12 protein-coding genes are annotated in these 18,483 nt (G+C 76.3%); 6 read left to right on the forward strand and 6 right to left on the reverse strand.

All coding sequences use genetic code 11. The features are described 5' to 3' along the window. The first annotated feature begins 71 nt into the window (after positions 1–71). Genes ACIGNX_RS28215 through ACIGNX_RS28235 form a run of 5 tightly spaced genes read left to right on the forward strand, consistent with a single transcriptional unit; the run spans position 72 to position 12,180 of the window. Complete coding sequence (locus ACIGNX_RS28215) at positions 72–920, forward strand: DUF4132 domain-containing protein (protein ID WP_396543831.1); 849 nt, start codon at positions 72–74, stop codon at positions 918–920. Continuing rightward, complete coding sequence (locus tag ACIGNX_RS28220) at positions 917–5,728, forward strand: hypothetical protein (RefSeq protein ID WP_396543833.1); 4,812 nt, start codon at positions 917–919, stop codon at positions 5,726–5,728. Before ACIGNX_RS28215 ends, ACIGNX_RS28220 begins: the two co-directional genes overlap by 4 nt. Then, positions 5,725–6,873 (forward strand): AAA family ATPase, encoded by a 1,149-nt coding sequence (locus ACIGNX_RS28225; RefSeq protein ID WP_396543834.1) that lies wholly within the window; start codon positions 5,725–5,727, stop codon positions 6,871–6,873. Before ACIGNX_RS28220 ends, ACIGNX_RS28225 begins: the two co-directional genes overlap by 4 nt. Then, a complete protein-coding gene (locus tag ACIGNX_RS28230; RefSeq protein WP_396543835.1) occupies positions 6,854–10,351 on the forward strand; it encodes a DUF5682 family protein in 3,498 nt (1,165 codons plus the stop codon). Before ACIGNX_RS28225 ends, ACIGNX_RS28230 begins: the two co-directional genes overlap by 20 nt. Further along, on the forward strand, positions 10,348–12,180 hold the full coding sequence (locus ACIGNX_RS28235; protein WP_396543836.1) for a hypothetical protein: 1,833 nt from the start codon (positions 10,348–10,350) through the stop codon (positions 12,178–12,180). The genes ACIGNX_RS28230 and ACIGNX_RS28235 overlap by 4 nt, the downstream gene beginning before the upstream one ends. A gap of 49 nt (positions 12,181–12,229) precedes the next feature. Here the strand turns inward: ACIGNX_RS28235 and ACIGNX_RS28240 are convergent, their stop codons facing one another. The 6 genes from ACIGNX_RS28240 to ACIGNX_RS28265 form a co-directional block, all read right to left on the reverse strand. Next, entirely contained in the window at positions 12,230–12,358 is a 129-nt protein-coding gene (locus ACIGNX_RS28240) for a hypothetical protein (protein WP_396543837.1), read from the reverse strand. Between the two features lie 60 nt (positions 12,359–12,418). Further along, complete coding sequence (locus ACIGNX_RS28245; RefSeq protein ID WP_396543838.1) at positions 12,419–12,835, reverse strand: universal stress protein; 417 nt, start codon at positions 12,833–12,835, stop codon at positions 12,419–12,421. Between the two features lie 427 nt (positions 12,836–13,262). Beyond that, a complete protein-coding gene (locus ACIGNX_RS28250) occupies positions 13,263–14,039 on the reverse strand; it encodes a GntR family transcriptional regulator (RefSeq protein WP_396543839.1) in 777 nt (258 codons plus the stop codon). Between the two features lie 34 nt (positions 14,040–14,073). Then, positions 14,074–14,856: a tryptophan synthase subunit alpha gene (gene trpA / locus ACIGNX_RS28255; protein ID WP_396543840.1), complete on the reverse strand. Its 783-nt coding sequence runs from the start codon at positions 14,854–14,856 to the stop codon at positions 14,074–14,076. Beyond that, a complete protein-coding gene (gene trpB / locus ACIGNX_RS28260; protein ID WP_396543891.1) occupies positions 14,853–16,019 on the reverse strand; it encodes a tryptophan synthase subunit beta in 1,167 nt (388 codons plus the stop codon). Before trpB ends, trpA begins: the two co-directional genes overlap by 4 nt. A gap of 46 nt (positions 16,020–16,065) precedes the next feature. Then, positions 16,066–17,088 carry a DUF2330 domain-containing protein gene (locus tag ACIGNX_RS28265; protein ID WP_396543841.1) on the reverse strand — a complete coding sequence of 341 codons (1,023 nt, stop codon included), beginning with the start codon at positions 17,086–17,088 and terminating at the stop codon, positions 16,066–16,068. A 195-nt stretch (positions 17,089–17,283) separates the two neighbouring features. Here ACIGNX_RS28265 and ACIGNX_RS28270 point away from each other — a divergent pair, with 195 nt between their 5' ends. Next, entirely contained in the window at positions 17,284–18,318 is a 1,035-nt protein-coding gene (locus tag ACIGNX_RS28270; RefSeq protein WP_396543842.1) for a chitinase, read from the forward strand. The last annotated feature ends 165 nt before the right edge of the window (positions 18,319–18,483 follow it).

Here is an 18,483-nt window from a genome sequence, read left to right on the forward strand (position 1 = left end):
GCTGATCCTTTTGTCGGACCCGCTCGCTAACCTCCGCGCCACACCGTCGTGAACGACTCGCAGGAGGAACCGTGGGCTGGCTGGAGGCCGCGTCCGGGTACCAGGTGCGGCTCGGGGAGAACGGGCGCGTCCAGTGCCGCAACGGCAAGGGCAAGCTCCTCTCCTCCGTGCCCGCGTCGCTCAAGGACGACCCCCGGGTCGTCCAGTTGCGCCAGCTCGCCGAGTGGCTGTCGCGGCACCGGGCCGAGTGCCTGGCCGCCGTGGACAGCTGGATGGTGCGCTCGCTGCCCGTGCCCACCGCGCTGGTCGCCGAGGTCTGGGCGGACGAGGCGTGGGCCGAGGCGCTGCGCGACCTCGTCGTCACCGCCGGCGCGGAGACCGGGTTCCTGCGCGACGCCGACCCCGAGCGCGGGCTGGGCCTGGTCACGCTCGACGGCGACACCCGGCGGGTCAGGCCCGAGGCGGTGGCCATCCCGCACCCGGTGCTGCTGGAGGACCTGGAGGAGCTGCGCGAGTTCGGCGCGGAGCTCGGCGTCGAGCAGCGGGTGCACCAGCTGTTCCGGCAGACCTTCGCCCGGCCCGCGCAGGTGGGCGGCCGCACGTCGGTGGACGACTACTCGGGCGGCCGGTTCGAGCAGCTCAACCACGCGCTGGGCCGCTGCCGCACCCTGGGCTACCCGGTGCGCGGCGGCGACGCGGTCTACTCCGCGTTCGAGGACGGGCGGGTCGTGGAGGCCCGCTACTGGCTCGGCTCGGACTACCCCGAGGGCGAGACGTGGACCGGCGAGCTGCGGTGGGCGCTGGAGGACGGCACCGCGCTGCCGCTGACCGACGTCGGACCGGTCGCGTGGTCCGAGGGGATGCGCATGGCGGCGGCGATCCACGCCGGCCGCGTCGTCGAGGAAGTGGTGGCACCGTGACCGACACCGACCGCAACGCCCTGCTCGCCGCGGGCGCGGTGCTGCCCGGCGCCACCGGGCCCGGCGACGACCGCGACACGATCACCGCCCGCCACTACGCCCACCCCGCGCTCGACGGCCGGGTCGTGGTGCGGCTGGTGCCCGCCGTCCTCGGTCGCGCCGAGGACCTGACCTGCGAGTACCTCGGGTTCGCCGAACCGGCGCGGGTCGCCGACGTGGGCACCGGCAAGCGCAGCGCGCTCGGCTTCCCCGCGTGGGCCCTGGTGCACGACCCGGCCAACGCCCACCACGCCCTCAACCTCGTCAAGGACGTCGAGCGGCTCGCGCGCACGGCGAAGTCGCGGGCGGGCGCGGCCAAGGACGGGTTCACCGCGCTGGGCGACATGCTCGGCCGGTCCGCGCCGCACTTCCTGCCCACGTTCTACGAGCAGGCCGGCCGGATCTTCCTCCGGCACGGCAACACCTCCTACGCGGCGAGCATGTTCGGCAAGGCGCGCGAGGCGGAGGAGGTGCACGACCTCGCGGTCGACCCGGAGCGCACGCGCGAGGTGTTCCTGGAGTTCGCCTTCGCCGGCGCGCTGACCGCCAAGGCCCTGTCCGCGCACGCCAAGGGCCTGGCCCGCAGGCACGACCCGGACGCGGCCTACGAGCTGTTCCTCACCCTGTGCGTGGAGCGGACCAGGGGCGGCCTGCCGCCGTACACCGGGATGCCGGAGGACCTGCGGCGGCTGGCCAAGGCCGCCCGGCGCGACCTCGCGGTCGAGGACCAGCGGCTGCTGCGGGCGATCCTGGACAGCTCCGCGATCAGCCGCGCGGGCGGCGCGTTCTGGAAGAGTTACCGCGGCTCCCTGGTGGCGCTCGCGTCGGGCGACGCGGAGGTGCGCGGCCGGCTGCTGTCGTTCGTGCCCGACTCGGCGTCCGTGCTCGACGCGTGGCTGGAGATTCTGACCGCCTGCGGCGCGACGCGTGCCCTGGTCGGGCCGGACGAGGTGGAGGCGAACGCGGCCGAGTGGCTGTCGTCGGTCCTCGCCGTCCGCTCCTCCGAGTGGCGCGGCACGTCCCGCTCGGTCCGCCTGCTGGAGCTGGTCGAGGCGATGGCGGGCCGGCTGGCCGCCGACGCCGTGCCGGTGCGCGCGCTGCGCCGCTGGCGCTACGGCGACCTGGACGTGCTGGACCTGCTGGTGGCGCGGGACGTCCCGGTCGCCGAGGACGACGGCGGCCACCAGTTGGACGTCGCCGCCTGGTTGGCCGACGACGCCCCCGGCCGCCGCGACCTGGTCGCCCTGGCCGCGTCGGAGCGGTTCGGCGGTGCGCTGGGCGTGGGGTTCGTCGCGCACGCCCGCAACAACACCCAACCGACCGCGGTCGCCCCCGACGTGCTGTCGGCCGCGATGGCCGTGCCGGGCCTGCGGACCGCGCTGGCCTCGTGGATCACCGCGCACGCCGGGCACGTCGCCGTGACCGGTCTGCCCGACCTGGCCGACCACCTCGACGCCCTGGCGGTCGTGCGGTTGCCCGAGGCCTACGTGGACGTGCCGGGCACGGCCGAGGCGCTGGCCCGCACGGACGTCGCCGCCGCCCTGCGCGCGACGCTGCGCGGCGGCCTGCTGGACGAGCTGGGGTGGCCCGCGCTGGAGGAGGGCGTCGCCCGCCTGGCGTCGGCCGGCACGCCGAAGGACAACGGCGTGGTGGTGTGCGGCGAGGGGTGGCCCGCGCTGGTGCTGCGGCGGGGCGAGGTGTTCGTGGTCGTCGGGCCCGACGGCGTGCTGGCCGAGCACCTGTCGCGCATCCCGGTGGACGCCCGGCACCGCTGGGGCTTCGCGCCGACGGCGTCCTGGTTCGACGGGGTGCTGCTGGTGCGGTGGCAGGGCCCGGAGGAAGAGCTGGCGTACTGGAGCGACGCGCCGGACACCGTCTTCGCCATCGGCGACGGGCACCGCAACTACTACCGGCACTCCGTGCCCGCGGCGTCCATCGCGTGGCCGGGCGGCGGTCGGTTCGCCGGCGACCGGGTGGCGTACCCCGGTGACACGGTCGTGTCCACGCCGGCGGAGGCGCACGGCGACGGCACGACGGTGTGGACCGGGACGTGGCAGGACCGGTCGTGGCGGTGGTTCGAGGTGGACCCGGCCACGGGCGCGCGGGGTCGGGCCAGCCTGCCCCGGTTCGTGGAGGACTTCGCCGCCGACGGCACGACGCTCGTGCTCGGGTCCTGCGACCTCAGGCCCACCGCGCCCGGGACGGAGGGCAGTCCCCTGGGCGCGGCCGACGGCCTGCACGGCTGGCGCGTGCGCCGCGAGGCGGACGGCACGCACGTCGGCGAGGGCGTCGACGGCCGGCGCGCCGCGCTGCCCGCCTGCCCGATCGGGGTGCTGCGGCTGCCCGGCGGCGCGGAGGTGGCGCTGACCGGCGGGCGCGAGTCGGTGGTGCTGGTCGACGGGCGGGGCGCCAGGCTGGCCACCGTGTCGGCCGCGGCGCAGCACCCGCGGTACGCCGCGGGCACGCCGTTCGTGCCGCCGCTGGACTGGTGGCACCTCCTGCGGCCCCGCGACGAGGCCGGTTCGGCCGCGCTGCGCGGCGTGACGCGGGAGGCGGTCGACCGGATGCTGGCCGCCGCGCGCGCCGAGGCCCGGGAGGAGCGGACGCTGCGCGACCGGCTCGCCGCGCTGGTGCGCGGCGAGCGCGAGGGCCTCGCGGGCGCGGTCACCTCCGCCCTGCCCGGCCTGACCCACCCGGCGCTCGTCGCGGGCGTGGTCGAGGTGGTGCGCCGGGCCGCGGAGCTGGAACGCTCCTTCCGGGGCTACGCCGAGATCGGCGCCGCGGCCCGGCGGGTCGACCCGGCGTTCGCGCCCGCCGGCCCCGCCGTCACCGAGGACGAGGTCGTCGCGGCGCTCAACTGGTTCGGCGCCTACCGGTCCCGCAGCTCGCGCGGCGGGCTGCCCACGAACCTGCCCGCGCTGCTGACCGCCCTGTCCGAGGCGGCCGCGCGGCCCGAGGGCCGCTCCCTGCCGCAGGCGAACGCGCCGCGCTGGTTCGACGTGCTGCCGCACCTGGCCGCCCTGGCGCACCGGGCCGCGTCGCCGCTCACCCCGGACGACGAGCGGGCCGCGCTGGCGCTCGTGCTGCGGTCCGTCGCGGACAGCGGCCTGGCCGACGGCTCCGGGCGCTGGTGCACCGTCGCCGCGCTGGTCGAGGAGGGGCAGCCGAACCCGAAGGACCGCGTGGTGCCGGTGCGCGACGGGTTCATCGCCCTGCTCGACACGCAGTGGCACCAAGGGCCGGGCAGCCGGTTCGACGGCGTGCAGTTCAGCCGCACCCCCGGCGCGTTCGACCTGCCGAAGCACTGGACCGTCCAGTGGAGGACGGAGGTGCGCACGTCGTTCGGCCCCGAGCGGGTGGCCCGGTTCCTCGACGTGCTCGCCGAGCGCGGTCCCGCGCCGTGGTTCCCCGAGGCGGTGCCCGCCCTGGTGGAGCGCACCGGCCTGGGCACGGCCGAGGCGACCCTGCTGCTGGCCGGGATGCCCGGCGTGGACCGCTGGGACGCGAACTTCCTGGCCACCGCCGACCGCCACCTGCTCGGGCTGTCCCAGGGCGGCGCGAAGGCCGCCAAGGAGCGGTTCCGCCGGATGGGCGACCCGTTCCGGCTCGCGCTGCTCGCCGCCGCCGTCCCCGAGGACCCGGCCGACCTGTGGACCGCGGGCCCGGACGTGGCCGCCGTGGCCGAGGTGTGGACCGCCCAGCACGGCCGGCGCTCGCCCGTGCCCGACGACGTCCTGGTGGACGCGACGAAGCTGGTGAACCTGCGCGACGCGGGCGAGTACGTGACCGGCGTGGTGAACCCGGGCGTCACGTCGTGGCTCACCGCGGACGCCGAGCTGACGTTCACGGGCACGGAGCTGCGAGCCCGCCACGTCGACGGGTTCGACCGCGCGGCCCTGTCGGCGGTGCCGCGGGTGCTGGCGTGGCTGGCGCACCGCCTGCCGGCGGGCTCGCCGCTGCGACCCCGCCTGGCGGAGGCGCTGGCCCTGGCCCGGCAGCGGGTCGCGCACCCCGGCTTCGCCGTCGAGCTCGGCCGGTGGGTCGCGCCGGACCAGCTCCGCGCGCTGCTCGGCGTGGACGTGCCCGTCGACGAGGGCGTGCACCGCCACGGCGACTGGCTGGAGCTGGCCCGCGCGGGCGAGTTCCACCACCGGCTCGTGGTCCGGCCCGGGCTCGTGCGGCCGGCCGACCGCGACCTCCTGGTCGCCCTGGTCGAGCTGACCAACGCGCAGGAGGTGCTGCGGATGCTCGACCGGTTGGCCGACGACCGCCTCGCCGCCGCCTGCTCCGCCCTCCTGCCCGAGGGCGTGGACCCGGCGGCCTACCACCAGGACCCGACGGTGTCCGTGCCCGGCCTCGTGGCGGAGGTCGCCGAGAGGCACGGGCTCACCGCCGACGCGGCGGCGCTGTACCTGCAACTGCTCGCGCTGCCCGACCCGACGGACGCGAACGTGGCCCGGTGGACGAGGTGGAAGCCGGCGCGGCTGCGGGCGGCCCGCACCGCGCTCGCCGGGACGGACCTGGTGCTCACCGCGAAGCGCGCCCGCGCCGGGCGGTCGCTGTTCCTGCCCGGCGGGTGGCTGGCGCTGGCCGCGCCGCACGTGCCGCTGGAGTCGTGGAAGGCACCGATGTTCGACCACGCGCCCGACCGGCCCGACGCGATCGTGCCGCTCGAACCCGTCGCCGACCTGTTCGCCCGCGCCTGGCGCCGGGTGCTCGACGGCGACGCGCCCGCCTACGAGGAACTCAGGACCGGAGGACGCAGGTGACCGCACCCAGGCAGGTCGAACCGGCCGAGGACGCCCACCGCGAGGAGCTGGCGTTCCTGGCCGCCCACGACGCGGGGCCGCGCCCGCCGGGGTGGCGGCTCACCCCGCGCGCGGTGGTCACGTTCGTGATGGGCAGCGGCGGCGAGCCGCTGGCGCTGCCCAAGGGCGTGGCGGTCGACGGCGTGCCGTCCCGGCTGGTGATCAGCCCCAAGTTCGTCGGCGAACGGGCCCTGGTCGAGCGGGCCGTGGTGACGCTCGCGGGCGAGCGGGGCCTGCTGCTGGTCGGCGAGCCGGGCACGGCCAAGTCGATGCTGTCCGAGCTGCTGGCCGCGGCCGTGTCCGGCAGCAGCCAACTGGTCGTGCAGGGCACCGCGGGCACCACCGAGGACCAGCTGCGCTACGGCTGGAACTACGCCTTGCTGCTGGCCGAGGGGCCGAGCCCGCGGGCGCTGGTGCCCTCCCCGGTGCTGACCGCGATGCGCCGCGGTGGCGTGGTGCGGGTCGAGGAGGTCACCCGGTGCCTGCCGGAGGTGCAGGACGCGCTGGTGTCGATCCTGTCCGACCGGCGCATCGCGGTGCCGGAGCTGTCCGGCGCGGACGGCGCGACCGTGCACGCCGCACCCGGCTTCACGGTGATCGCCACGGCGAACCTGCGCGACCGGGGCGTGTCGGAGATGTCGGCGGCGCTGAAGCGGCGGTTCAACTTCGAGAACGTCGGGCCCATCGGCGACCTGGCGGCCGAGACCGCGCTCGTGCGGCGGCAGGCCAGTGCCGCCCTGGAGCGGGTGAGCGCGCCGTTCGCGGTGGACGACGTGGTGCTGGAGGTGCTGGTCACGGCGTTCCGCGACCTGCGCAACGGCGTGTCGGAGGAGGGGTGGGCCGTCGAGCGGCCGTCCACGGTGATGAGCACGGCGGAGGCGGTGTCCGTCGCCACCTCGCTGGGGCTGGCCGACGCCTACTTCCCGGGCGACCGCGACCCGCTGTCGCTGCTGCCCGGTCACCTGCTGGGCGTGGTGCGCAAGGACGACCCGGCCGACGCGGCGCGGCTGCTCGGCTACTGGGACGCGGCGGTGCGGCGGCGGGCCGAGTCCGGCGCGCGGGCCTGGCGACGGCTGTGGGAGCTCCGTGACGTCCTCGACGCGTGACCTCGTCGACCGGCTGGTCGCCTACGACGCGCCGCACCTGATCGGGGTGCGCCACCACTCGCCGGCGCTCGCCGCGGTGGTGCCCGCCCTGCTCGACGCGTGCGCGCCCGAGGTGCTCCTGGTCGAGCTGCCGCACGAGCTGGGGGAGTGGCTGCCGCACCTGGCCGACCCCGACCTGGTCGCGCCGGTGGCGCTGTCCGGCGCGACCGGGGACGGTGACCTGGCGTTCTACCCGTTCGCGGACTTCTCGCCCGAGCTGGCCGCGATCCGCTGGGCGCGCCACCACGGCGTCGAGGTCCGGACGTGCGACCTGCCGCTCGCCGCCCGGGGCGGGGGTCACCGGCCCGGTGGGCGCGGCGCGACGCCGTTGACCGACGCGTTGCGCGCGGCGACGACCGGCCGTGACGGGGACGACCTGTGGGACCGGCTGGTCGAGGCCGCCGCGCCCGGGCAGTCGCCGCAAGCCGTGCGGCGGGCGGCGCTGCTGGTCGGCTGGGCGTTGCGGCGGGACGCCGAGGGGGTCGGCGTCGACCCGCACGACCTGCGCCGCGAGGCGTGGATGCGGCGGGTCGTGCGGGAGGTCGGCGGACGGCGCTGCGCGGCGGTCGTCGGGTCGTTCCACGCGGCGGCGCTGCTGGACGGGCCGGTGGACGACTCCCCGCCGCCCGGTGACGCCGGCGTCGTCACCTCGCTCGTGCCCTACGGGTTCGCGCTGCTGGACGAGCGGTCCGGCTACCCGGCGGGCATCCGCGACCCGGAGTGGCAGCAGGCGGTGCTGGAGGCGGCCGGTGACCCAGCCGCGGTGGAGGCCGCCGCCGCGTCGGTGGTCGTGCGGATCTGCGCGCGGGTGCGGGAACTCGGCCACCCGGCCGGTCCGGGTGAGGCGCGCGAGGCGTTGCGGCTCGCCGTCGACCTGGCCCGGTTGCGCGGTCTGCCCGCGCCCGGCCGCGGCGAGCTGGTGGAGGCCGTGCAGAGCGTGCTGACCCACGCCGAGCCGCTGGGCCGCGGCCGGGTCGTGGCGCGGGCCGCCGGTGACGTGCTGGTGGGGCGCCGGACGGGGGTGCTCGCGCCCGGCACGCCCCGGTCGGGCCTCGCGCCTGCGGTGGAGGAGCTGGTCGCGGCGCTGAGGCTGCCCGGCCCGGACTCGCGGGAGCCGGTGTCGCTGCGGCTGGACCCGCTGCGGTCGGCGTTGGACGAGCGGCGCGAGGTCGCGTTGCGCCGGCTGGTCGTGCTCGGCGTGACGTACGCGGAGGAGACGGCGACCGGGGGCGTCGGCGGGGGTGAGGCGCTCACCACCCGGTGGACGGTGGCGTGGACGCCCGCGACCGCGGCCACGTTGCCGGTCGCCGGGTTGTGGGGCACCACCGTGGAGCTGGCCGCGGCGGGCCGGTTGCGGGCCCGCCGCGCCGAGCGCGAGCAGCGCGGCGGGCACACCGCGGCCGCCGTGCTGGCTGACCTGGGCGACGCGGCGCGGTGCGCGTTGCCGGAGGTGGTGGACGCGCTGCTGGCGGACGCGGCGACCGTGCTGCCGTCGTCGGCGACGTTGCGGGAGCTGCTGGGAGGGCTGGAGCTGCTCGACCGGCTGCGGGCCGGTCACGTGCCCGGCCTGCCGGGTGGGGTGTTGGAGGCGCACCCGGTGCTGGCGTCGGAGCTGGAGACGGCGGCCGTGGCCCAGTTGGAGGGGCTGGCCGGGTCGGAGGACGTCGCCGACGCGCGGGCGCTGGTGGAGCTGGGGCAGCGCCCGCGGGTGCACGGCCTGCGGTTGGAAGCCTGCCTGCGTGCGTTGGCGGACACGGGCGTGCCGCTGATCGCCGGTGCGGCCTTCGCGGCACGGGTGCTGCTGGGGTCCGCGCCGGCGGCGGAGCTGGGTGAGCGGGTGGCGTCCTGCGTGGACGGTGCGTCGACGCCCGAGCGCCGGGGCGTGCTGCGGTCGGGGTTGACCGGGGTGCTCGCGGCGGCCGGCCCGCTGCTGGAGACGCCGGAGGCCCTGGCGCCGCTGCTGGACCGGGTGGAGGGCATGGGGGAGCGGGACTTCCTCGACCGGCTGCCCGCGCTGCGGGGCGCGTTCACGTCGGTGGGTCCGGCGGCGCGGGCCCGGGTGCTGGCGGTGGTGCGGGAGCGGACGGGTGCGCGGGTCGATGTCGGCGGACCCGACCCGGAGGTCTTGGCGGAGTGGCTGGAGGCGGAGCGGGCGGCGGCGGACGTGCTGCGGGCGCACGGCCTGCGGCCGGTGCGCGAAGCCTCGTCGGCCGGCGTCGCGACGGAGCCGGGCCCCGGGAACGGTCGGCCGCTGCCGCCGGGAACGGGTGGGGGAGAGGCGGCCGTGGCGCCGCGCCCCGGCGGGCGGGAAGCCGAGGCGGCCGGTGATCCGGGCACCGGGGGCGGGTTGTCCGCCGACGTGCGGTGGCGGTTGGTGCTCGGGGCGCGGGGCGAGCGGCCGGCGGGGGCGGGGCGGTTCGCCGCCGCGTTGGACGAGCTGTACGGGCGCGAAGGCGGCGAGGGCGCGGCGCGGGCGGATCTCGGGGCCGACCGGTCGAGCCCGTTCCCCGGCGTGCGCGAATGGTCCGAGGAGTTGCGCGACCTGTTCGGCGAGCGGGTCCGCGAGGAGGTGCTGGCCGCGGCCGCCGAGGGTGGCCGGCTGGAGGCCGCGCTGGAGATCGACCCGGGTTCGGTGCGGCCGTCGGTGGACCTGCTGCGCAACGTGCTGTCGTTGGCGGGAGGGTTGTCGGAGTCGGCGCTGGCCCGGCTGCGCCCCCTGGTGGCCCGGCTCGTGCGCGAACTGACCGACCAGCTCGCCGACCGGGTGCGCCCCGCGTTGACCGGCATCCGGCTGCCCGCGCCGACCCGCCGGCCGGGTGGCCGCCTCGACCTGCCGCGCACCCTGCGCGCCAACCTCGCCACCGCCCGCCGCGGTGCCGACGGGCGGGTCGTCGTCGTGCCGGAGCGCCCGGTCTTCCGCACCCGCGGCCGCAAGGCCAACGACTGGCGGCTGATCCTGGTGGTGGACGTGTCCGGTTCCATGGAGGCGTCCACGGTGTGGTCGGCGCTGACGGCGTCGGTGTTCGCCGGGGTCCCCGCGCTGTCGACGCACTTCCTGGCCTTCTCCACCGAGGTCGTGGACCTGACCGACCGGGTGGCCGACCCGCTGTCGCTGCTGCTGGAGGTCCGGGTGGGTGGCGGCACCCACATAGCGGGAGCGTTGCGCCACGCCCGTTCCCTCGTGACCGTCCCGGAGAGGACGATGGTGGTACTGGTCAGCGATTTCGAGGAGGGCGGTCCGGTCGGGCCGCTCGTCGGGCAGGTCCGGGAACTGGTCGCCTCCGGCGTGACGGTGCTCGGCTGCGCGAGCCTCGACGACCGCGGCGTCGCCCGCTACTCCACGTCGGTAGCGGGCGCGCTGGTCGCGGCGGGGATGCCGGTCGCCGCCCTCAGCCCGCGGGAGCTGGCCCGCTGGGTCGGGGAGAAGGTGCGCGGATGAGCGTGCCACCGGTGTTCCCGGCGGTGGTCGCCGACGTCCTCGACGCCCTGCCGCCCCGGCTGCGCAAGCGGGTCGACGCGTCGCTGGCCCGGGCGGCCGAGTGGACCGTGGCGGTCGACGCCGACACCGCCCGCGCCACCCTCGACGCCGAGACCACGCTCACCTGGACGTTGCGCCGGGGCGTGCTCACGGCGGCGGACGACCTCGCGTGCAGTTGCCTGCTCGCGCCGAAGTGCCTGCACCGGGGCGTCGCCGTGGCCGCGGCCGAGGTCGCCGACGGCGTGGCGGACGCTGCTGCGGACGGCGCTGTGGGCGACGCTGCTGTGGGCGACGCCTTGGTAGCGGACGAGCCGGTCGCCGCCGAGGTGATCACGGACGACGCGATCACGGACGAGGAGCGCGCGGCGGCGGGCGCGCTGTGGGCGGCGTGCGCCACGGTGCTCCGCGCCGGCGCCACGGGCAGCGGGGCGGTGATCCGGGCCGAGCTGCTGCGCGCCGTGCACACCGCGCGCGTGGCCGGTCTGCACCGGGCCGCCGGCAACGGCCTGCGCGTCGCCGCCGCCGTGGCCGCCGCGCGCTCCGGCGACCCGTCGTTCGACCGCGAGGCGCTCACCGCCGAACTGGTCGAGCTGATGCTGCTGTGCCACGACGTGCGCTCGGACGTCGGCCCGGCGGCCGGGCTGCGCGGCACGGCCCGGCGCGAGTACCGCCCGATCGGCTCGCTGCGCCTGTACGGGCTGTGCACCGAGGCGGTGGTCGCCGCGTCCGGCTACGCCGGGGTCGTCACGCACCTGGTGGACGACGGCGGTGTGCTGTGGACCGTGCCCGCGATCATGCCCGGAGGCCCGGAACGGGTCGCCGCCGCCGCGAGCGGGCCGGTGGCGATCGGCGAGTCCGGGCTCACGCACCGGGAACTGGGCCGGGCCGGTCTGCTGCTGTCCGGCGGCACGGCCTCGGCCGACCACCGGCTGGGCGCGGGCAGGGCCGTGCGCGCGGTCGCCGCCTCCGCCGCGGCGTGGGACGAGCCGCCGTTCGTCGACCTGTGGGCGCGACCGCTGCCCGACCAGGTCGCGCGGGCCTTCCGCGGCCTCGCCGAGCCGGAGGCCCACCGCCCGGCGGGCGCGGACCTGCTGTTCCTCGCCGGCACCGTGCTCGGCGCGGCGGGCGAGGCGGTGCGCCTGGTCACCGACGAGGCCCACGTGGACCTCGTCGGTGCGGGCGCACGGGAGCGGGAGAACCTCAGGGTGCTGGCCACCGCGCCCGGCCTCCCGTTGCGCGTCGTCGCACGCCTGCTGCCCGACCGACCGGGCACGGCCGTCGCGCTGGCCGTCGCCGGCGGGCCGGCCCTGCCCGCCGAGCTGCGCCACCACGTCGACCTGGGGTTGGACCGGCTCCAGCGTTCCCACGTCGTCGGAGCCGGTGCCGGTGCCGGTGGACGCCCCCTGCCGCCCCGGCCCGAGCCGGTCGACCGCGTGCCCCGCCCGGTGCGCCCGGTGGAGAACGTGGTGCACCGCATCGCGCTGGGCGGGCGGGCCGTGGCGGCCGTCGCCTCGGCCGAGCGGGAGGTGGCCGCCCTGTCCCGGGACGGCCTCGCCGTCACGGCCGGCCTGCTGGCCGACCTGACCGACGCCTGCCGCGACCGCGGTCGGGACGCGTTCGGCCGGGTGGTCCGCGACGACGGCGACGGGTTCCCGCTCGCCTGGCTGCGCGCCGGCCTCCACGTCCGCGAGTTCACCCGCGCGGCGGCCCGCCGGGCCTGGCTGGCCGCCGCGTCCGGGCAGGGGTGGGTGGGTCCTCAGGCGGAGGAGGCGACCATCCCGGGCTCGTAGCAACCGCCCTCCCGGTGCACGATCACCGCGAGCCGGTTCACCGCGTTGATCACGGCCACCGGCGTGACGAGCGCCGCCACCCGGTCGTGTCGCAGTGCTCGCGCACCGACGCCCGCGCCTCGTCGGACACGCCCTGGTGGGAGTCGGCGAGCCGAGTGTCGTCGGTGGTGGCGATCACGAGATGCCGGCCGCGCCCTCCCCGTGACAGCCGACGGGCGTGACGCGTGCCGCCGGTCGGTCAGGCCGCCTGCGCGGGCCGGGCCGGCACGACGACGACCGGGCACGTGGCGTGCTCCAGGCAGTGCCGGATCACCGAGCCGAGGATCGTGACGCCGGCCCGGCTGTACCCGTGGCGGCCGAGCACCAGGCCGTCGGCCTCACCGGCCAGCTCGACCAGCGCCGGCCCGGGGTCGCCGTCGAGGACCGACCGCTCCACGCGCACGCCCGCGCCCGCGCCGATGCCCTCCAGGGCGTCGTCCACCGTGCGCAGCCGGGCGCTGTGGAAGACGTCCGACCGGCCGTTGGGGGTCGTCAACCCGCAGACCGAGGCCGCGATGACGACCCCGCCGTCCTGCGTGTGGCGTATGGCCCACTCCAGCGCCGCCTTGCCGGCCGCCGAGTTGTCCACGCCGACGATGATCCGCTTGGCTTCCATCACGCCTCCTCGCGGGGTAGGTGTCCTGAATGGGCACCCGCCGAACACCTACCCGGAATAATCGGACCGGTGCGCATTCGTGTCGAGCGTTGTCGGCGGTATTTACGCCATTTTTATGTCGCGGTTCGGCGGCGCACTCCGCGCCGATTTACTCATCCTTTGGATTGCGGTTCCACGATTTTCGCGGAGAGGCGCAAACCGGTGGCACCCGAATGCGGGGACGTCACGTCCGAACGGCGCAACGCCGGCCGTTCACCGTGGTACCGCCCGGTGTCGCCGCCCCTCGAGGGCCTGTCGGCAGGTCACCCGAGCGGGGTATCGCGGTACGCCACCCGCGACTCCCCATTGACTGGAATAGCGACCTCCGGATACCGAGCGGTCCTCTTGTCGCGTTGTTCCGCGCTATTGCGGGGGGCGGTCGCGGAAGTCACGGGCGCGCATATGCGAGATTCGTTCCCGTTGTGGCGCGCTCGGCGGTGATCACCGCCGTGTCGCCCACCAGCAGGGCCCGGTCGTCCACGAGCGGCGCCCCGTCCTCGCCGCGGCTCAGCCGGCAGCTCAGCAGGGCGGGGGAACCGGGCTCGCGGCGCAGCGACCGGGCCTGCGCGGCGGTCAGCGCCACCGCCCGGATCGTCTCGCTCGCCTGCCGCACCGGGCGGCCCAGGCCCGCCAGGAGGTGGTAGAGCGACCGGTGGCCCAGCTCGCCGGTGTCGATCCGCGCGCCGATCGCCTCGGTCAGGTAGGACGTCTGCAACAGCAGCGGGCCGGTGGTCGGCGTGCTGCGCAGCCTCTCGACCGCCAGCACCCGACCGCCGTCCGCGACCCCCAGCCGCCCGGCGACGTCGCCCGGCGGCACGACGAGCCGCGCGTCGAGCACCTCCGTCACCAGCTTGATGCCCTGCTCGACCAGCTCCTGCGCCAGGCTGCGCAACCCGGTGAGCCCGTAGGCGAACGCGGGCCGCCGCACGAACGTGCCCACCCCGTGCCGGGTCTCCAGCAGGCCGTCTGCCTCCAGCGCCGCGATGGCCTGCCGCACGGTCATCAGCGAGACGTCGAACTCGTCGCCCAGCTCGCGCTGCGCGGGCAGCGGCGCGTCCGGCGGGTAGCGGCCCTCGGCGATGCGGTCGGCCAGCACCCGGTAGATCGCGAGGTACTTGGGCATGCGCGAGCCGGGCTCGCGACCCGTGCGCCGCCCCTCGTCCACCGGTGGAGCACCCCCGACCCTCGGCCCCGGACTCTCAGCTCCCGACGGAGGATAGCGCCCGGCGGAACGCGGCCACCTCGGCCACGACGTCGGCCACCGGCGCGCCGTCGAGCAGCATCCGCATCAGCACCGACCCGATCACGACACCGTCGGCGTCCAGGCAGACCTCCACCGCGTGCTCGACCGAGGAGATGCCGAACCCCGCCACCACCGGCAGCTCGGCCACCGCCTTGACCCGGCGCACGGTCTCCCGGGCCGTCGCGGGGAGGTCGGCCCGCTCGCCGGTGATCCGCATGGAGCTCATGCAGTACACGAACCCGGACGACGCCCGGGCGATCTCGCGGCACCGGTCGTCGTCGCACGCGGGCGCGGTCAGCAGCACGGCGGCGACCCCCGCCTCCGCCGCGCGCGCCCGGTACTCCGCCGACTCCTCCAACGGCAGGTCGGGCACGATCGCGCCCCGCACGCCGACGGACGCGAGGTGGTCCACGAACCCGCCGACCCCGCGGTCGGGCGTCAGCGTCAGCGCCACGTTCGCGTAAGTCATCACGACCAGCGGCACGGCGAGGTCCAGCTCCGCCAGCTCGTCCAGCAGCGGTCTCGGCCGGCCACCGCGCGCGGCCGACCGGGCGGCGGCCCGCTGCACGGTCGGGCCGTCCAGCATGGGGTCGGAGAACGGCAGGCCGATCTCCACGGCGTCCGCCCCGGCCTCCGCGAGGCCGCGCACGAGGTCCGCCCAGTCCGGCACGACACCGGCCATCACGTACGGGATCAGCAGCGGCCGCTCGTCCGCCCGCAACGACAACGCCACGCTCATCGCAGGTGCTCCCTGATCTGCTGGATGTCCTTGTCACCGCGGCCGGACAGGGTGACCAGCACGGTCGTGCCCGCGGCCAGCTCGCCGGTCGCGGCGGCGTCGACGACCCACGCCAGCGCGTGCGCCGATTCGAGCGCCGGGAGGATGCCCTCGGTCCTGGTCACCAGGCGCAGCGCCCGCAACGCCTGCTCGTCGGTCACGCTCGCGTAGTGCGCGCGCCCGGTCTCGGCGAGGTGGACGTGCTCCGGCCCGACACCGGGGTAGTCCAGCCCGGCGGAGATCGAGTGCGCTTCGAGCACCTGGCTGTCGTCGTCCTGCAGGAAGTGCGACAGGAACCCGTGCAGGACGCCGGGCTTGCCCTTGTCGACGGCGCTGCCACCGGCCGCCTCCACGCCGACCAGCCGCGCCGGGGTGTCCGCGAACCCGGCGAACGTGCCCGCCGCGTTCGACCCGCCGCCCACGCAGGCCACGACGACGTCCGGCACGGCCGTCGGCAGCAGCTCGGCGCACTGGGCGCGTGCCTCGTCGCCGATGACGCGCTGGAACTCGCGCACCATCCAGGGGTACGGGTGCGGCCCCATCGTGGAGCCGACGCAGTAGTGGGCGTCCTCGGTCTCGTCGACCCACGCGCGCAGCGCGCCGTTGGTCGCCTCCTTGAGCGTGCCGACGCCGTTCGCGGAGGTGACGGGCACGACCTCGGCGCCGAGCAACTCCATCCGGAACACGTTCACCGCCTGCCGCCGCACGTCGGTGCTGCCCATGTAGACCGTGCAGGCCAGCCCGAGCAGCGCGGCCGCGGTGGCGGTGGCCACGCCGTGCTGCCCGGCCCCGGTCTCCGCGATCAGCTTCCGCTTGCCCGTGCGGCGGGCCAGCAACGCCTGGCCCAGCACGTTGTTGATCTTGTGTGAGCCGGTGTGCGCGAGGTCCTCGCGCTTGAGCAGCACGCGCACCCCCAGCGCCTCGGACAACCGCGCGCACTCCGTCAGCGGCGTGGGCCGACCCACGTACGTCGCCAGCAGCCGCCGGTACTCCGCGGTGAACGCGGCATCCGCCCACGCCTCGCGGAACGCCGCCTCGACCGCCGCCGCGGCGGGGACCAGCGCCTCGGGCAGGTAACGCCCGCCGAACCTCCCGAACCGACCGGCCGCGTCGGGTGCGCGCATCACGCCGGTGCTTCTCTCGATGGACACTTCTAGAACTCTAGAACTCTTAGCGGGCTGCGGCAAGCCGCTTCCGGCGGACCACCCGCACGACGACCACCACGACCCCGGCCACCAGGGCGAGACCGACCAGGAGCAACGGCACCCCCGGCAGCGGCCACGCCGACCGGACGTACCGCGTGACGACCACGACCGCCCGATACGGCTCGTCGGTGGCCGAACGGCTGAACCGGATGTCGTCGGTGATCGCCGCCGGCCGCAGCGACGCGTCGTAGCGGGTGAGGAAGCGCGGGCCGGTCAACCTCGCCGACAGGGCCGGGTACCGCGGGTCGGGCGCCACCTCGCCGGCGAACGTCAGACCGGGCGCGGCGTCCCCCGGGGTGGGGTTGCCGACGTCCGTGCGGTGGTCGGCCAGCACGTACAGCCGCAACGGCTGGACACCCCGCGCCGTGGCCGACAACCGCACGGGGTAGACCGGCGCGTCCGTCTCGAACGCCACCCGCACCGGCGGCAACCCGGACGAGAGGCTGCCGGAGGTCGGCGCCAGGCGCACCGCGACCACCAGCCACCCCTCGGCGAGGTACGGGCCGAGCGCGCCCTCCAGCGCCGCGGGCATGGTGAAGTCGTGCTCGCCCAACCACCGCGTCACCGCGCCGACGTCGGCGCCGGCGAGCTGGGCGACCTCGTAGGGCCCGATCTCGACGTGGTCGACGACGGTCGCGCCGGCGTCCGACCGCGGCGCCCCGGCGGTGTCGCCGTCGACGGTGACGCGCCGGACCTCCACGTCCGGTCGGCTGAGCCGGTCGAGCTCGGCGAACAGCTCGCCGTCGGCCACCTCGAAGGCGGCCCGCGCGGGCACCGGCATGAGGAACGCCGCCTGGTCGGCCTCGGACCGCGCCCGCACGGCGAGCGTGATCGACTCGGTGCGGCCGGTCAGCTCCACCAGCGCCGTCTCGTCCAGCGCGCGCAACTCGTCGTTGGCCACGAACGCGCCGCACGCGCACGCGCCCGACGTGCCCGGACCACCCACCACCGTCATCGCGACGAGCGCGAGCACCACCACCGCGCGCATCACCGTTCGGCCGTTCGCCACGCCCGTCGGACGCGGTCGGCACCGATCGGGTTCCTGCCCGGCACGACCCGACGAAAGCAGGGTGCCCGGCGGCGCGGGGCCTGGTTGCATGGACGGCGTTGGCACACCCTGGCGGGCGCAAACCGACGGGTCGACCGACGGCGGGCCGGGCACCCCCCTCGAAGGAGCCTGGACATGGTCCGGTGGACGAAAGCACTGGCGGTGGCGGCGCTCGCCCTCACCTGCCTCACCCCTCCCGCGCACGCCGCAGCGGACACGTGCGCGGTGCAGTCCAAGCCCACGGGCAAGGTGCTGCAGGGCTACTGGGAGAACTGGGACGGCGCGGTCAACGGCGTGCACCCGCCCCTCGGCTGGATCCCGATCACCGACAGCCGCATCCGCGCGCACGGCTACAACGTCGTGAACGCGGCCTTCCCGGTCATCCGCTCCGACGGCACGGTCCTGTGGGAGAACGGGATGGACGCCACCGTCAAGGTCGCCACGCCGGCCGAGATGTGCCAGGCCAAGGCGTCCGGCCTGACGATCCTGCTCTCGATCGGCGGCGCGACCGCGGGCATCGACCTCAGCTCCACCGCCGTCGCGGACCGGTTCGTCGACACGGTCGTGCCGATCCTCAAGGCGTACAACTTCGACGGCATCGACATCGACATCGAGACCGGCCTGGTCGGGAGCGGCCGGATCGGCACGCTGTCCCCCTCGCAGGCCAACCTGATCCGGATCATCGACGGCGTCCTGGCGCGCATGCCGGCCAACTTCGGGCTGACCATGGCCCCGGAGACGGCCTACGTGACCGGTGGCAGCGTCGTCTACGGCTCGATCTGGGGCGCGTACCTGCCCATCGTGAAGAAGTACGCGGACAACGGCCGCCTCTGGTGGCTCAACATGCAGTACTACAACGGCAGCATGTACGGCTGCTCGGGCGACTCCTACTCGGCCGGCACGGTGCAGGGCTTTACGGCGCAGACCGACTGCCTCGACCGGGGCCTGGTCGTGCAGGGCACGACGATCCGCGTGCCCTACGACAAGCAGGCGCCCGGCCTGCCCGCCCAGCCCGGCGCGGGCGGCGGGTACCTGTCCACCGGGCAGGTCGCGCAGGCGTGGAACAACTACCGCGGTGCGTTGAAGGGCCTCATGACCTGGTCGGTGAACTGGGACGGGTCGCGGAACTGGACGTTCGGCGACAACGTCAGGGCGCTCCAGGGCCGGTGAGCCCCGGCCCGGACCGAGGCCGCCCGGTCCGGGTCACCGCGGCGCGGAGCGCGATCACTCGACAGGTGGATGAGCCGCCCCGTTCGGCCGCGCGCCGACCCGCGATTCCCGCACTTCTGCGTTTCGACCCCCCGTTTCCGCGCATTCCACGGAAACCGGACTCAC

The sequence above is a fragment of the Actinosynnema sp. NPDC053489 genome (assembly GCF_044544865.1).
In the GTDB taxonomy this organism is placed as follows: Bacteria; Actinomycetota; Actinomycetes; order Mycobacteriales; family Pseudonocardiaceae; genus Actinosynnema.

Coding starts and splice junctions, on each gene's coding strand:
- ACIGNX_RS28270 (WP_396543842.1), top strand. CDS start 17,284: ATGGTCCGGTGGACGAAAGCACTGGCGGTGGCGGCGCTCGCCCTCACC.
- ACIGNX_RS28265 (WP_396543841.1), bottom strand. CDS start 17,088: ATGCGCGCGGTGGTGGTGCTCGCGCTCGTCGCGATGACGGTGGTGGGT.
- trpB (WP_396543891.1), bottom strand. CDS start 16,019: ATGCGCGCACCCGACGCGGCCGGTCGGTTCGGGAGGTTCGGCGGGCGT.
- trpA (WP_396543840.1), bottom strand. CDS start 14,856: ATGAGCGTGGCGTTGTCGTTGCGGGCGGACGAGCGGCCGCTGCTGATC.
- ACIGNX_RS28235 (WP_396543836.1), top strand. CDS start 10,348: ATGAGCGTGCCACCGGTGTTCCCGGCGGTGGTCGCCGACGTCCTCGAC.
- ACIGNX_RS28245 (WP_396543838.1), bottom strand. CDS start 12,835: ATGGAAGCCAAGCGGATCATCGTCGGCGTGGACAACTCGGCGGCCGGC.